This is a genomic window from Caproiciproducens sp. NJN-50 (assembly GCF_004103755.1).
Classification (GTDB): domain Bacteria; phylum Bacillota; class Clostridia; order Oscillospirales; family Acutalibacteraceae; genus Caproicibacter.
This window is the reverse complement of the sequence record NZ_CP035283.1, coordinates 2,460,058-2,475,737: the sequence shown is the minus strand read 5'-3', so window position 1 is coordinate 2,475,737 and position 15,680 is coordinate 2,460,058. Positions and strand designations below refer to the sequence as shown.

Annotated in this window: 14 protein-coding genes; 2 read left to right on the top strand and 12 right to left on the bottom strand. The window is 52.6% G+C overall.

Annotated elements, in window-relative coordinates; genetic code table 11:
* Position 1: 1 nt before the first annotated feature.
* From EQM14_RS11940 to metE, 11 genes are all read right to left on the bottom strand, one after another.
* Positions 2-712 (bottom strand): amino acid ABC transporter permease, encoded by a 711-nt coding sequence (locus tag EQM14_RS11940; RefSeq protein ID WP_128743284.1) that lies wholly within the window; start codon positions 710-712, stop codon positions 2-4.
* An 88-nt stretch (positions 713-800) separates the two neighbouring features.
* Positions 801-1,700, bottom strand: coding sequence for a transporter substrate-binding domain-containing protein (locus EQM14_RS11935; protein ID WP_164919071.1), 900 nt, complete (start codon positions 1,698-1,700; stop codon positions 801-803).
* A 212-nt stretch (positions 1,701-1,912) separates the two neighbouring features.
* Complete coding sequence (locus tag EQM14_RS11930) at positions 1,913-3,523, bottom strand: L-serine ammonia-lyase, iron-sulfur-dependent, subunit alpha (protein WP_128743280.1); 1,611 nt, start codon at positions 3,521-3,523, stop codon at positions 1,913-1,915.
* Positions 3,520-3,903, bottom strand: coding sequence for a NifB/NifX family molybdenum-iron cluster-binding protein (locus EQM14_RS11925; RefSeq protein ID WP_128743279.1), 384 nt, complete (start codon positions 3,901-3,903; stop codon positions 3,520-3,522). The genes EQM14_RS11930 and EQM14_RS11925 overlap by 4 nt, the downstream gene beginning before the upstream one ends.
* A 14-nt stretch (positions 3,904-3,917) precedes the next feature.
* The gene (locus EQM14_RS11920; RefSeq protein WP_128743277.1) at positions 3,918-5,285 is read right to left on the bottom strand and encodes a nitrogenase component 1; all 1,368 of its coding nucleotides are present in this window, start codon (positions 5,283-5,285) and stop codon (positions 3,918-3,920) included.
* Positions 5,282-6,754, bottom strand: a complete 1,473-nt coding sequence (locus EQM14_RS11915; RefSeq protein ID WP_128743275.1) for a nitrogenase component 1 — start codon at positions 6,752-6,754, stop codon at positions 5,282-5,284. The genes EQM14_RS11920 and EQM14_RS11915 overlap by 4 nt, the downstream gene beginning before the upstream one ends.
* Before the next feature lie 45 nt (positions 6,755-6,799).
* Positions 6,800-7,156 carry a NifB/NifX family molybdenum-iron cluster-binding protein gene (locus tag EQM14_RS11910; protein ID WP_128743274.1) on the bottom strand — a complete coding sequence of 119 codons (357 nt, stop codon included), beginning with the start codon at positions 7,154-7,156 and terminating at the stop codon, positions 6,800-6,802.
* A 31-nt stretch (positions 7,157-7,187) separates the two neighbouring features.
* Complete coding sequence (locus EQM14_RS11905) at positions 7,188-8,075, bottom strand: radical SAM protein (RefSeq protein ID WP_128743272.1); 888 nt, start codon at positions 8,073-8,075, stop codon at positions 7,188-7,190.
* A 105-nt stretch (positions 8,076-8,180) separates the two neighbouring features.
* The gene (locus EQM14_RS11900; RefSeq protein ID WP_128744325.1) at positions 8,181-8,333 is read right to left on the bottom strand and encodes a YezD family protein; all 153 of its coding nucleotides are present in this window, start codon (positions 8,331-8,333) and stop codon (positions 8,181-8,183) included.
* A 439-nt stretch (positions 8,334-8,772) separates the two neighbouring features.
* Positions 8,773-9,648 (bottom strand): methylenetetrahydrofolate reductase [NAD(P)H], encoded by an 876-nt coding sequence (gene metF, locus EQM14_RS11895; RefSeq protein ID WP_128743271.1) that lies wholly within the window; start codon positions 9,646-9,648, stop codon positions 8,773-8,775.
* Positions 9,648-11,918, bottom strand: a complete 2,271-nt coding sequence (gene metE, locus EQM14_RS11890) for a 5-methyltetrahydropteroyltriglutamate--homocysteine S-methyltransferase (RefSeq protein ID WP_128743269.1) — start codon at positions 11,916-11,918, stop codon at positions 9,648-9,650. Before metE ends, metF begins: the two co-directional genes overlap by 1 nt.
* Before the next feature lie 548 nt (positions 11,919-12,466).
* Here metE and EQM14_RS11885 point away from each other — a divergent pair.
* Positions 12,467-13,753 (top strand): O-acetylhomoserine aminocarboxypropyltransferase/cysteine synthase family protein, encoded by a 1,287-nt coding sequence (locus EQM14_RS11885; RefSeq protein ID WP_128743267.1) that lies wholly within the window; start codon positions 12,467-12,469, stop codon positions 13,751-13,753.
* Between the two features lie 129 nt (positions 13,754-13,882).
* On the opposite strand, the gene EQM14_RS11880 is transcribed toward EQM14_RS11885, so the two are convergent.
* Positions 13,883-14,323 carry an RrF2 family transcriptional regulator gene (locus EQM14_RS11880; RefSeq protein ID WP_128743265.1) on the bottom strand — a complete coding sequence of 147 codons (441 nt, stop codon included), beginning with the start codon at positions 14,321-14,323 and terminating at the stop codon, positions 13,883-13,885.
* Between the two features lie 150 nt (positions 14,324-14,473).
* On the opposite strand from EQM14_RS11880, the gene EQM14_RS11875 reads away from it, so the two are divergent.
* Complete coding sequence (locus EQM14_RS11875) at positions 14,474-15,667, top strand: trans-sulfuration enzyme family protein (protein WP_128743263.1); 1,194 nt, start codon at positions 14,474-14,476, stop codon at positions 15,665-15,667.
* Positions 15,668-15,680: the final 13 nt, after the last annotated feature.

Sequence of the window (15,680 nt, the reverse complement as noted above, 5' to 3'; positions counted from 1 at the left end):
ATCAGACTTCCTTCTTTACCGGCTGATGAAAGCGGCCGAAATGATTTTCAGACTGTTTGACAAGCTGTTCAATAAGAACACAGATTGCCCAGTAAATGAGCGCAAGGGCGAGGTAGGTTTCCAGAGTGCAGCTCCCGTTTCTTCTGGCGATGATAAGAGCTGCCGTGCCGGTAATCTCATTCAGCCCGATCGTCGACGCCAGCGAGCTTTCCTTGAGCATTCCGATCAGAGAATTCCCCACATTCGGAAGCGAAATATAAAACGCCTGCGGAAAGATGATCCTTCGAAAAGCCTGAAAGCCCGTCAGCCCGACGGTAGCGGCCGCTTCAAACTGTCCTTTCCCGACGGCTTCGTAGGCGGAACGCATCACTTCGGACAGGATATTTCCGCAGTACAGCGAAAAGGAAACGACAATAAAGAAGAATCTCGACCAGTCATTGATATCGATTCCAAACAGAGACCGGACCAGTTTGGGCAGCCCGTAGTAAATAATAAAAATAAGAACCAGCGTCGGCGTGCAGCGCAAGATGGTCGTGTATCCGAATGCGGCCTTTTTCAGCACCGCGTTTTTGCCCAATTTCATCCAGGCCAGCATCAGGCCTAAAGCGCTTCCGAAAAGGATGGAAAGCAGCACGATGGAGAATGTAAGGCCCAGACTGGCAAATATTTTTGGAAATGATTCAAAGAATCGGTCTGTCCGGAACTGGAACATGGTATCACTTCCTTTAGCGTGGACTTTACTGGAAGCCAAAAGAGGATATTCCCAAATGACCTTCTTCCGGCTTCCGCGGTCAGGCATATCATTTTAAATAGCGGAAAACATTTTCCCCATAGAATTGTTCGGAAAACTGTACCAGCTTATCGCCTTTCTTCAGGGTTTTCAGGGCATCATTCACCTGCTTAGCCAAATCGGTCTCATTTTTATTGATGAGCGTATAGGTTTTAATGGTTGTAAACTCATTGCACACCAGCTTGTCGGCCAGATTGTGGAGGTCGCCCTTTGAATCGGCGACGTTGGTTGCAAAGCTGCTTTTGATGGTTCCGAAGACGTCATATCTGCCTTCAGCCACATAGGTAAAGCCCGCCGTCCAATCCTGGCTGTCCGAAAGCTCCAGCTTGATCTGGTTCTGGGGATTTTCCTTGTTATAGCTTTCCACTACATACTGCCAGCCGTCGCCCGCCTTGATGGGCACGAGCTTCAGGCCCTTTTTGGCGGCGTCGGAAAAGCTTTTGACGTCCTTGTTCTCCTTCCGGACGATCAGTCCGCCGATCGAGCCGCCCAGGTTCTCTTCAGGGATAATATAATTCCGGGCGCGCTCCTGCGTCCAAAAGCTGTTGGTCACCGCGACCTGGTATTTTCCTTCGCGGGTTCCCGTCCACGCGTCCTGCGAATCCGTCGGGACATATTCAAATTCGTAGTCGGGAAGCAGGCCGTCCACGAGCCTTAAAGCCTCAATATCGTATCCGGTCGCATTCCCGTTATCGTCCACATAGCCGTAGGGTTTGCCGGTTTGGCCAAACGAAATCTTTATTTTCCTTACCTTGCCGGAGCTTTCGGAAGCGGAGGCGCCGGAAACCGTACCCGCGCTTCCCTCGGAGCTCGCCCCGGAAGCATCGGTTGTCTTGGAAGAGGAGGAACAGCCCGTAAAGAAAGAAAGGCTTAACAGCAAAATCAGGGGGATAATCTGTACTTTTTTCATTGTTTTCACTCCATAATTCATCAGCATATTGGCAGAATATTGGCAGAATCCTTTCCGTCCCTGTCACATTCGGTCCCTGTTCCCGCTGCATCTGACGGATCCCGGCGCCGGTCTGATGAATGTCGGCCTGCTCAAAAACTTTTCCATGATCTCTTCCTCACACGGCTTTCCCGGAATGTTTAGACGGTCTTCCATTAGTACGGAGTCTTTCATCATGCATCCGCGTGAAAATGCAGAATGCCCTCCGAATGCTGCTCCAGATTTTCCAGGCATTTCCGGGCGGTCGGCGTGCAGTTGCAGCCGCATTCGGGCCCGCAGAGGTATCGGTTGTCGGCATGCCGGAAGTTGGACTCAATCGCCTGCAAAACCTCGTGATAGGGGATCAGGGGGTCTATCCCGCTCAGCGCGAGATCGGCGTAAAGCGGCGCGGTCACGGCCGCGCGCAGGGTCCTGGTCAGGCACGGAAACTCCAGGCCGCCGGAGATGGGGTCGCACGGAATTCCCAGATTCGCCTGCAGTGCCATGGACGCGGCGTGTTCCACCTGCAGCCCGTCTCCCCCCGCGATCCAGGTGACCGCACCGGAAGCCATTGCGCAGCAGACGCCGGATTCGCCCACGCAGCCGACGCTGCCGCTTGCGTTTGTGTGCGTGTAAGCCAGCGCGCCCAGCGCCGCCGCCACCGCCAGCGCCTCCAGCAGCTTTTTATGGCTGAAGCCGTATTCTTCCCTCACGGCGTCCAGCGCGGAGAATAAATAGCCGCCCCCGGTCCCCATCGGCCCGGGCACAATCCGGACGCCGGGCAGCTTTGCGTTCGTGGACATCGCATGGCGCAGGATGTGCTTTGTCAGCGGATCGCCGAGCGGCTTTTTCTCTCTCTCGTATCTGTCCCAGTATTTTCCGTAAATCGGCAGGAGGGAGGTGTCTTTCGCGTTTTCATATCCAACCTTTTCCAAAGAGTGGATTTGTTCGTACAGGATATCCGCTATTTTTTCGAAATAATCCCAGATCCGTTCGCCGCTCCAGCCGGAAAAGGCCTTTTCGTATTCGATGGCGGCCTGCGCAAAGCTGATCCCTTTCCCGTCGGCAAACCGGCGCCACTCTTCCACTGTCTTAAAGAGCTGCGGGCGCCTTTCGGGAGTTGTAACGACCGGAAGCAAAGCCGGAAGAACGGCGATCCTATCGTCGGGGAAATAGCGTTTTATCTCCTGCAAATCCGGTTTTTCGGAAAATTCGTAAAAATACCCGTTTGCATGATCCGCTTTTTTCAGCTTCAGCCTGTTTACAAGCCGGGGCCGGTTGGCTTCTTCAAAGGCATCCGAAAGATCCGCCCTGTCGCCGCTTGCTTTTTCTATGAGAATCCCGTATGTATCGGACTGCCATTCGATTTCAAAGCCATTGATCCGATCGGTGCGGATCATTCCGCCGCCGATCGATTCGGCGGTAAGGCTGCCCTTTTCTCCGTTTTTTCCTTCGATCAGGATTTCAATGCTTCCGGGATAGGGATTATCCTTTTCCAGATATCCAAAATCGTAGGAAATTCCTTTTTCCCTTGCCAGAGACGGCGCGTCGAACAGCCGGACGTCGTCGGTCTGAAAGCCCTGAATGCCGCCAAGGTACGCCCTGTCGGACATGAAGTTCACGAGATGCGGGAGCCTCCCGTCCGAGCGGTTGAGTAAAAATCCGACCTTCACCGGGTCGCCGCCGATCAGGCTCCTTGCGATATTGCCGATTCTGCACGGCCCCGCGAACGAACCGCTGGAGCCGGGCTGCATGATCGGCCCGAAAACATCGTTGAAAAAGTCGGGGTAAAATATCTTCGTCATTTGTCTCTTCCCTTTTCCCGCCTGCGCGTGTGGTAGGCGTTTAATTTCCTGATCGCCTCGTCCAGCTCACAGGGGGCTTCCAGGCTGTCGGTCCCGGATTGCTGTAAGATCCTGTAGGGGTACAGGCCGATTTTCTTAACCAGCAGGTAAGGGCAATCCTGCAGAAGGCCGGCGATCGTTTTCAGGGATGCGGTGTCCCCGCCATGACCCCGGCAGTGAAAATCCGGCTCACAAAGCTTGAAATCCGGTATTTTTCTCAGCTCGCTCTCTTCCCACCGGCCGGTTTTCTCATCGACCTGAATGATATGGAATTCCTTTGCCTGGCCGAAATGAAGGTCGATATTTCTGCCGTTGGAAGATGCGATCGCAACTTTATACATTGAAATAATCCTCTTTAGATTTGAGATGCTTTAGCCGTCTGTGTGGTCTGGGATATATTGCCTTTTCTGAATATGCCGGAGTAGATTTCCTCCATCAGCCGGAGCCCGCCGTTATAACCGGTGAAGCTCCTGTTGACGATAACGTCGTCGGCAATCGGAAGGCTGAGGTGGATCAGCAGGTTGTTGTGTTCCGCCGCCAGCCTCGATTCCCATGTGCTGCCCAGAATGACCGCCCGGTTTGACTCCCCGATCTTCGCCCTGATATCCGCCTGAATCATCCCGCCGTCCGCCTCGACCGACAGCGCGTCCGGGTAATCGCTTACGGCCAGCGACCACGCCTTTCTGATCCTCTGTTCGCCGGACGGGGAGGGATTCTCCGTCGCGTAAATCCCCCTGGGGATAAAACCGAGTTCGTTGACAAGAAAATCGCTTGTTCCAATCGCATAGGCGCTGTCGGCGACCGCATACAGCTCATACGGAATATTGTTCCGCAGATCGGCGATAAAGTCCCCGAGAGAAACCAGGTAATGATAAAACCTCTTTTCCTCCTCCTTTATCACCGCTTCGGCGTGTTCCTTTGGGACTCCCGCGAATTCAGCCACGGTCCGTAAAAAGGCGCCGGTCGCTTTCGCTCCCACCGGAAGAATCGGATAGTGCAGATAGGGCGTCCCGTATTTTTCCTTCAGGAGTTTTGCGGTGCTCAGGCAGACCCATGGAGACAGGATAAGATTAAACTGCGCGTTTGGAATGTCCTCCCATTCGCTTACACCGTTTGAGCCGTCGCCGAACAGGATGTTCACTTCCAGTCCCAATTTGGCCAGCAGCCTTTTGATTTCTTCCAGATCGGCACGCCAGAAGGGGTCCTGGTTGGGGACGACCGAAAATACATTTACAAGCCTTTCTCTTCTGCGGGGGACCGCGTCGCCGATAAACTGATTGATGATTTCATTTACCACCAGCTCATGCCCGTAATAATTGTTCCCCCGGAATCCCGAGGTGTCGACGCCGACAATCGGTTTCCCCTGCGACGCAAACTGAGACGCCACCTGTTTTACGTCGTCGCCCACGATTCCCGCGGTACAGCCCGAAAGAATAACGAACAAGTCCCCCTTTATGATTTTGAAGGTGTTTCTCACTAACGCCTTCAATTTTTCTTCTCCTCCGAAGACCACTTCCTGCTCGCTTGTGTTCGTGCAGGAAACCGCGCCGCCTCCCGCGTAGCCCTCCCCCTGGAACCCGGCGTCCAGGTTCTCATATTGGAATATCTTAGAGGAGCAGCCCGGACCGGCGTGGACGATCGGGATTCCCTTCGGGATCGCCAGCACGGTCTGCTGCGACCCCAGCGCACAGGTATACCTCGGCTGTTCGATGATCGCACTCATGCTTCTTTTCCCCCTTCAAAGTAGAAAGGATTTTCCTCGTTCAGCCACCAATCCGTATACGGCCACTCCACATGCTCTGAAATGGTTTGAATCGCTTTTCGCGTCAGCAGCGCTTCATACAGCCTTTTTCCCAATTTGATCACCCCGTCGTAACCGGCGTTGATATTGACGTCGCCTTCCAGAACGGTGGGTATGCCCAGCTTTGTGCCAAGGATCGTCATGTTCGCGTGACGGACGATCAATAAATCGGGATGAAGCTTTTTCAGTATTTTTACCATTTGATAAGGCTGCTTGTTGCAGACGGTAAAGAAGCCGATATCGCCTCTGCTTTTAATATATTGATCCAGCGTGTTCAGGCTTTCCAGATTTCCGTCGGTCGCCTGGTCATGGTGCAGGGTGGTGACCCCAAGCAGTTTGAGATTCAGGTCGTTCGCCATATTCGCAATGCTGTGGGCAAACGAATCTCCCGCAAACACATAAACGTTTTTTCCTGCGAGCTTTTGCCTGATTTTCTGAAGCTCAGGCAAGATCCTCTGATGCTCCGACGCAATGGCCTTTTCCGCGAGCTCTTCTTTATGGGTATATTTTGCGATCTCCCTGAGCCATTGATCCGTCCATTCGATTCCGAAAGGAGCGGGGGCTTTCACTTCGGGCACGCCGTATTTTTCTTCCAGAGCATGTGCGACGTAGGTAGCCAGCGTCTCGCAGATATGCGCGGAGCAGGCCGCTTCCGACATTCTCGAAAGCGTTTCCACCGTCGCCAGGGGGACCAGATAATTTGCCCGCAGCCCGATTTTCTCCAGGAGCGGGCCGAAGGTATCGCTTCCTTCAAAGTTAAAAATATTGATTAGATTTTCATCCTTTTTTCTGGGCGGCTTTACGATCTTGCGGAGTATGCCGTGAAATCCCGCGTCGAATCCGGTGGACCATATCCTTGATTTAAAGCCTTCGCAGAAAATCGGTACAACCGGAATGCCGAGTTCGTCCTGAAGGGCGTCCGCCTCGCTGTCGATGTCGTCACCGACGATTCCGGCCGCACAGGAAGAATGCACGAATATTGCGGAAGGATGGAATCTTCCGTATGCCTCATGAACTGCGTTTCGAAGTTTTTCAAGGCCGCCGTATATGGTGTCTTTTTCCTGGATGTTGGAACAGATGATGTTTACGTTCTGCGCGGGCAATCCCCTTGCCCTGTTGACGACGTCGCCCTGAATGAAATAAGACGCTCCGCGGCTGCAGCAGCCGACGGGGGAGTGCACGACGACAGCCGCGTCCCTGATGAGGTACGTGATGGATTCGGCGCATCCCTGCGAGCAGTCCTTGCATTGCTCATAGGACAGCCCGCCGCAGGGTAAGGACTTTGTTTTCGACCGTTCGTTCAGGTCCACCGCCGTTCCATGATAGGATACGATGGAATGCAGCCTTCTTTCCCGGACTTCAACTTCCGCGTTTGCCAGATTTAAACTCATAGTATTATAAGCTCACCCTTTCAGGAATTGTATTAATTTGAAAATTTATTTCATCGATTGAGTTATAGAAAGCAGCCGCGCTATGCCTTGCTCGATCGTGACGGGCTCTTCCGTTGGAGTTTCCACGCATTGAATTCCTTTTGATGAAAACAGAAGATTGGGATAATATCCAATGCGGTATGTAAGCAGATAATCGCAGTCCGACAGGGAATCAACAACCTGCTCGACCTGTTCCGCGTCATGTGAAAATTCATGGCAGGTCCGGGCCGTTTTGCGGCTGTCAACCATTTTCCAGGAAGAATCCTCCTGATTGATCTCGGCAATTGAAAAGTTCATGCAATGCCCAAAGTGCTGGTCGATCCTTTTGCCGTCGCTGCTCGTAACGGCCACTTTTATCGTCATATTTTTCTTCCTTCCCGGGCTTCGTGTCAGATCATCCGTGGGAAAAGGTTTCCGCGCAGACTTCCCCGTATAGTCTCGAAGACAGATCCCCTTTTCCGGGAATCCCGCAGGCGTCGGCCCGGCAATGCTGGCAATGCCGGAAAACAGGAATATATTTTTCCGCCGAGGCTCTGGCCGCCTCAATCTGCAAACAGGACGGAGCGGGATAATCTGAGAAATCATGCTGCGGGATCAGCGGGATCATGTTGTAGATATTGGCGCCCGCTTCCCGCACCGCCTTTGCAACGGTTCCGATGTGATGGCCGTTGACGCCCGGAATCAGAACGGTATTGACTTTTGTAATGACTCCCAGGCCGCTGACTTTCCGGATCCCCTCCAGCTGGCGCCGGATCAGGATGGACGCCGCCTCCCTGCCCACATAGCGGATTCCCTGATAGACGATGTAAGAAATGATCTTCGCCTGGATCTCTGGGTCTACGGCGTTTACCGTAACGGTAATCGTCCTGACACCCGCGTCGTACAACTCCTGTGCGTAATCCGGAAGCATCAGCCCGTTGGTAGAAAGGCAGAGAGTCAGCTCCGGGTAAGCTTCATGTACCAGCCGGAAAGTGCGCAGGGCAGAATCTGTCGCGAGCGTGTCGCCCGGGCCCGCAATGCCCGCGACGGTGATCTGCGGGCAAAGCTCAAGCGCCTGCCGGACTTTTTCCACCGCCTGTTCGGGCTGAAGCACCTGCGCGGTCACGCCCGGACGCTGTTCCGTTTTATTGAGCGAACGGCTGCAAAACCGGCACTGGATATTGCACGCCGGGCTGACCGGCAGATGCAGCCTTCCAAACGCTGTGTTCGCCTCCCGGCTTAAACAGGGATGCGTTTTCGCAATGCGCAGCAGCTCTTCGTTCTCTAAGAATTTCTCTTTCATTTCATACCACCCTCTTCTGTCCAAGTTGAAAATAAAAATGGCCGGGCCAGGCGTTTTTCAGCCCAACCCGACCTCCGGTTTTCCGGTCAGTCCGTTTCGATTTTTTTAAATAAATCTCACTTTCTCGTTTTTTTCGATCTGGACTATTTTGCCGTCCTGGATCACCACTACGATAGAACCGTATCGGATATCTTTTATGTACTCCAACAATTTTTGATAAATCTCCGCGTTATGACAACCAGTATCCTTTTCCAGCATGGCATTCACCGCCCTTTTCGAATAGCTCGGTTTCATGGATGAAAAAAAGCTCACAGGCCAATTGACCCATGAGCTTTCATATGCTTTACATCCCTGTGCGGCATACGGAATCCATCATCAATTTAACCTTGGACATAACAAGTGAAACGAATTGCCCGTTTTAGACATTCGCATACAGCACATCATGCACATCATATTGTTTTTCCGTCCTGAAACAGCAGCCATGCACTTCATCCTGTATCTCTCCTTATCCTTCCAAAGCCGTTATAAAAAACGCCGGGCAAAGTACGAGGTACCAGTGCCCGGCCTCCGGTTTTCCGGTCAGTCGTTAAAACATATTATTTATATATGCTTACATTTGAAATCGCGTTACGGCAATTATAACGGATTCGCCGATAAATGTCAAGAAAAAATTTGCGGACGGTAAAAGCTTCATCTTTTACGCTGAAATTTGATTCGCTTTCAGAAGGCTGGACACCGCTTCACTGATTTTCGACGCAACGTAGGAGTTGTTCATCGTATACAGGTGGATGCCGTCCACCCCCTGCGCGATAAGGTCCACGATCTGGTCAATGGCGTACGCGATTCCCGCGTCGCGCATCGCAGCCGGGTCGCTTCCGTACTTTTCCATGATCGTCTCGAACTTTTTCGGAAGTGCCGCTCCGCAGAGAGAAACCATTCGTTCGATCTGCTTTTTGTTCGTCACCGGCATGATCCCCGCCTGGATCGGGACGTGAATCCCTGCAATCTCGGTGCGTTCCAAAAAAGAATAAAAACAGCTGTTATCGAAAAAAAGCTGGGAAATCAGCTGATCCGTACCCGCGTCGACCTTTATTTTCAGGTTTTGAATGTCCCTGACAAGCCCTCCCGACTCAGGATGCCCTTCCGGGTAGCATGCCCCGATGACATTGAAGTTTCCGTTTTCCTTTATGAACGCAATCAGGTCGCTTGCATGTTTAAAATCCGTTTGGGGAGCGCTGTCCGGGCTGATGTCTCCTCGCAGGGCCAGAATGTTTTCAATGCCGCTTTGCTTTAAGGTTTTCAGTACTTCCAGCACATTTTCCCTGGTGAAATTGATGCATGGGAGATGGGCGACACTCTCCAAACCGTACCGGGTCCGGATGTCGGAAGCGATTTTCACGGTCAGATCGCCGGCGCTTCCCGCCGCTCCGTAGGTGACGCTGATAAAATCGGGGGAAAGCCCGCGCATTTTCTGCAGAGCGTTATAGATAGTATCGATCGAAGCGGTCTTTTTCGGAGGGAAGACTTCAAAGGAAAACACGGTTTTCCTTTGAAACAATTCGCTGGTACGCATTACAGTTCACCTCTTGCCTCTTTGGCGGCCTGAACAAGGTGCTCAAGGCTTGATACGGTCTCACGATATCCCCGCGTTTTCAGGCCGCAGTCCGGATTGACCCAAAGCTTTTCCTTCGGAATTTTCCCCAGCATTTTATGAAGCGTGTTTCTAATTTCCGAAACCGCCGGCACTCTCGGGGAATGGATGTCGTAGACGCCCGGCCCCACTTCGGTTTTAAAGCCGCATTCGTTCAGGGCGTCGATGATAGCCAGATCGGAGCGCGAGGCTTCAAACGTGATCACGTCCGCGTCCATATTGTCAATGTCTTTTATGATATCGCCGAATTCGCTGTAGCACATGTGCGTGTGGATTTGTGTTTCCGGTTTCACGCCGCTGTGGACGAGCCGGAACGCGGGAATCGCCCAGTCGAGATACCCGCTGTGCCAATCGGCCTTTCTCAGCGGCAGCTTTTCCCGCAGGGCGGCTTCGTCGATTTGAATCATCTTGATCCCGTTCGCCTCCAGATCGAGAACCTCATCCCGGATGGCGAGCGCGATTTGAAACGCACATTCCTTTAATGAAATATCTTCTCTTGGAAAAGACCAGTTCAGTATGGTCACCGGCCCTGTCAGCATGCCCTTGACGTACTGATCCGTCAGGCTCTGCGCATATTTTGAATATTCCACCGTGATCGGATGCCGGCGTGAGACGTCTCCCCATACGATTGGCGGCTTTACGCAGCGCGTGCCATAGGACTGGACCCACGCTTTTTCGGTGAAGAGAAATCCGTTCAAGTGATCGCCGAAATATTCAACCATGTCGTTTCGCTCGAATTCGCCGTGAACAAGAACGTCCAGCCCGATTTTTTCCTGGAGCTCGATGCAGTCTTTGATCTTCTGTTTGTTGAAATCCATATACTGCTTTTCGGAAATCCGCCCTTTCTTGAAAGCGGAGCGGTTTGCGCGGACGTCGGCGGTCTGCGGGAAGGAACCGATCGTGGTTGTCGGAAGAAGCGGCAGATGAAAAAACTCGTTCTGAATCTTTTCACGTTCCGCAAAAACGGGAAGCCTCGTGAAATCCCGCTCAGAAAGGGAGTTGATTCTTGCCCTCACGGTTTTGTCCGCGCCCTGCCGCACTTTTTTAAACAGAGCCTCATTGACGGCATATTCATCCGTCTCCAACGGCAGGTCGCAGGAAGCCAGCTTTTTCAGGTCGGCGAGTTCCCGCAGCTTTTCCACGGCAAAAGCCAGGTGCCTTTTGTATGTATTGTCAAGCTGTGTTTCATTTTCGACGGTAAACGGGACATGGAGCAGAGAGCAGGACGTCCCGAGGACGATATGGTCCGCGTGCCCTTTCAATTCACCGATTGCCGACAACGTCTTTGCGTAGTTGTTCCGCCAGATGTTCTTCCCGTTCACAAGGCCCGCAAATAAGGTCTTATGATCCGGAAAACCGTTCTCCCGGATCAGCCGGAGGCTTTCCTTTCCCTCGATAAAGTCCAGGCCGATTCCGTCGAAATCAAGCGCGGCCGCTTCCCCGTAGCAGTCCCGGATGTCCCCAAAGTAGGTCTGCAGCAAAATTTTTGCCTTCCCCTTCGCCTCCAGAATTCCCGCGTACAGTCCGCTGAAAAGGGAGACGTCTTCCGAAGTTTGATCCATCGCCAGCGACGGTTCGTCGAATTGGATCCACTCCGCGCCTGACGCCGCGAGCTTTTCGATCAGCGAGGAATAAGCCCTTACAATGCCGCCGGTAAAATCAGCGGCCCTTTTCCTGCCCGTAAATTTGGCAAGCTTCAAAAAGGTGAACGGACCGATAACGACAGGCTTTGTTAAAATGCCAAGGGCCATCGCTTCTGAAAACTCTTCAAACACCTTTGTGCCCGCGAGGCTGATTGCCGTGTCATCCTCTATTTCCGGCACCAGATAGTGATAGTTGGTGTTGAACCACTTTTTCATAGCCAGCGCTCTGACGTCTCCGTTTGAGCCCTGGTAGCCTCTCGCCATTGCGAAATATTCGTCGAGGCCGCCAAGCCCCAGCTCCCGGTATCTTTTCGGGACCGCGTTCAGCAAAACGGCCGTATCGAGCATCCCGTCGTAAAAAGAGAAGTCGTTGGACGGAATGGAATCAAGGCCGCTGGCTTTCTGTAAGCGCCAATGCTTCTCGCGAAGCGCTTTCCCTGCCGACAATAATTCCTCCGGATCTTTTTCTCCCTTAAAATAGCTTTCCGATGCAAATTTCAGTTCCCGAAGAGAGCCGATCCTCGGAAATCCTATCACGGATGTTCTCATTGCGAAATCCCCTATTCCTATAATTATGATATGAATAATTTATATTGCATATTAAGATACCATAAAAGCGCCGCTGTAGCCAACTCAAAAATTTTATGATATTTCATAGATTCATCCTATGGGACTATCACGGACATAGAACCCGGATATCATTTGGAGCTGCCGGCCGCATGTCGTCTATGCATCCTGTCGGCCATGAAAATATTTATCTCATATTTATAGGAAAAGACCTTGACAAAAGCGGATGTTCAGAATATTATATGAATACAAAGCATATATGATAACTAGTATTAAAGGAGGAGACGGCTATGAAAGCTCTGGCTTGCAACAACGGCAAAATGGATTGCATGATGTGCGCGATGTGCATCATGTGCTGTGGCATGCCCAAAATGGAACATGACCGCTCCCTTCTGCTGTTGGAATAGATCCAGGCGCTTAAAACGCCGCATTCAAACCGACAAAAGGGCTGTCAGGTCAAAGACCTGCCGGCCTTTTTTATATCATTTCCCAAGAAATCCATGAATATTATTTTGAAAGGTTGATTGACGATGAGCGAGAGAAAATTTGGATTTGACACTCTTCAGGTACAGGCGGGGCAGAAGCCGGACCCGGCGACGGGCGCGCGCGCCGTCCCGATTTATCAGACCACATCTTATGTATTCAAGGACACCGCCGAGGCGGAAGGACGCTTCGGGCTGACGATTCCCGGCAACATCTACTCCCGCCTCACGAATCCGACGACGGACGTTTTTGAACAGCGCATCGCGGCGCTGGAAGGCGGTTCCGCGGGGCTGGGCGTCGCGTCCGGCGCGGCGGCGGTCACTTACGCCATCCTGAATATTGCCGGCGCGGGAGACGAGATCGTATCCGCCAGCACGCTGTACGGCGGCACCTACAATCTGTTCGCGCATACGCTGCCGAAATACGGCGTCAAAACAGTTTTTGTCGATCCGGAGGACGTGAGCAACTTTGAAAAGGCAATTACCCCCAGGACGAAAGCGCTCTATTACGAAACGCTCGGCAATCCGGGCATCAACGTGATCGATTTCGATGCGGTCGGTGAAATCGCGAAGAAGCACGGGATCCCGGTCATTGTGGACAACACGTTCGCGACCCCATACCTGTTCCGCCCGTTTGAGCACGGCGCGAACGTGGTCGTCCATTCCGCGACGAAGTTCATCGGCGGCCATGGTTCTTCCATCGGCGGCGTGATCGTGGACGGCGGCAACTTCGACTGGACCGGCGGAAAATTTCCGGGATTCACCGAGCCGGACAAAAGCTACCACGGGATCAGATACGCGGATCTCGGCGCGGCGGCCTTCGTGACAAAAATCCGCGCGCAGCTTCTGCGCGACACCGGCGCGACGCTTTCCGCATTCAATTCGTGGCTGTTCATCCAGAGCCTGGAGTCTCTGTCGCTCCGCGTGGCAAAGCATGTTTCCAACACGGAAAAAGTTGCGGAGTATCTCGACAGCAATCCGAAGGTCAGGGAAGTCAACTATCCGGGCCTGAAATCGAACAGATACTATGGCCTCGCAAAGAAATATTTCCCGAGGGGCGCGGGCTCCATCTTTACATTCTCGCTGAAAGGGAACGTCGATGAAGCAAAGAAGTTCATCGACAGCCTGCAGATTTTCTCTCAGCTTGCCAATGTTGCGGACGCGAAATCGCTGGTTATCCATCCGTCTACCACAACCCACCAGCAATTGACGCTGGAAGAGCAGCGCGCGGCGGGCTTCGGGCCGGAAACCATCCGCCTTTCCATCGGGGTGGAAGATCCGGACGATCTGATCTGGGATATCGGCCAGGCGCTTGATCAGGCGATTCCGGATTAAAAGGAGCAGATACTTAAAAGCGAAAGGACAGTGCAAATGAGGGGCGCCAAAGCGCTCCTCATCACTATCGGATTCCCTGTTTTACCAGCACGGAGGTGCGTTTCGGCGGCACCCCGGAAAGGCTGCCCGTTAAATGTAGTACATATATCCGGCAGGCCGCTTTTCCGCATCGCGCGCGAGATCATATAATGTGATCTTTTTCAGAGCGGTGATTAAGGCGGAATTGATAACGTCAAAGACCTTTTTCTGCATGGTCCGTTCCACCTCGGGCGCTTTATCCTCTACCGAACTCTCCGTAATTTCAAAGAGGGATGGCTCCAAAGCGGATAAGACCTCATAAACGGAGATCGCGTCCGGTGTTTTCAGAAGCCGATAACCACCGCGCGAGCCTTTTACGGAAATGACAATGTTATCCCGTTTCAACAGGGAAAAGACCTGTTCCAGGTAAATCTTTGAGATGCCGAGCTGTTCGGAAATAAAAATGACGGTAACGTTTTCCCGGCTTAAATATTTCTGTGCCATAAGGATCAGGGATGCGAGCCCATATCGTCCTTTTGTAGAAATCCTCATTTATAATCACCATAACATATATTAATACTATTTATTATATAGTATCAATCTTATTTTATTCTGTCAAGCTGAATTCGCTTTACGAATATACGGGCTTGGAGTAGAACGGCGTGCCTGTTCGATACTCAAATTAAGACAAGGAGATTTTCCATGAGTCAACGTGAATATGGTCCCGGATATGGATTCCTGACGAGAGCGGTGCATACGGGGAACGATGTCGACCGGGACACCGGCGCAATCAAGCGCCCCATCACGCTTGGGAACTGCTACGAGCTGCCCTACGATCCGAGCAGCCTGAACTGGAGCAGCGCCGACAAAGCGCTCTATACCCGCAACGGCGGCGTGAATCAGAAGTATCTTCAGGAAAAGATCGCTTCGCTGGAAGGGACGGACGACTGCGTGGTTCTTGCTTCCGGCGTATCGGCCCTTTCGGGAATATTTTTTGCCTTCCTGAACTCCGGCGACCATGTGGTATGCTCAAAAGTGACCTATATCGCCGTCTACCGGCTGCTGACGGAACACCTGAAAAACAAGTACGGAATCCAGGCCACGCTGGTGGATATGTCCGACCTGGAAGCGGTAAAAGCGGCGATCCGGCCCAATACAAAATTAATCCACATCGAAACTCCCGGAAATCCGACGATCGGCGTCAGCGATATTGCGGCGATTGCAAAAATCGCCCACGAAAACGGGATCCTGCTTTCGGTTGATAACACGTTTGCCTCTCCATACCTTCAGCGGCCGGCCGAATTGGGGGCCGATCTGACGGCGGAAAGCCTGACTAAATATATCAACGGCCACGGCGACGCGCTGGGCGGCTCCGTTTCCGGAAAAAAGGAGCTCATCGACAAAATCCGCGCGGAAGCAATGGTGAATCTCGGCGGCGCAATCAGCCCGTTCAACGCGTGGCTCATCATGCGCGGCGCGGTCACGCTGCCTCTGCGGATGCGCCAGCACAGCGAAAGCGCCCTGAAAATCGCACGGTTTCTGAAAGACGATCCGTCCGTCCGCTTCGTCGCTTATCCGGGGCTGGAAAGCGACCGCGGTCATGCGATCGCCGTAAAACAGATGAAAAAAGGCTTTTCCGGCATGATCTCCTTCGGCCTGAATGCCGATGCAGATACGCACAACCGGTTTGTGAGTTACCTGCGCGTTATTACGTCGGCGGTTTCCCTCGGGCACGACGAAAGCCTGATCGTTTTTCTCGGCCCAAACGACGAGCGGCAGTACCTTTATCCGGCAGAGTTCCACGAAGGCTTTTTCCGTTTCAGCGTGGGTCTGGAAGACACGAAAGACATTATTGGGGATATCCGGCAGGCTCTTGAAAAGACCGGCCTGAAATAAAATGATTTAAGGC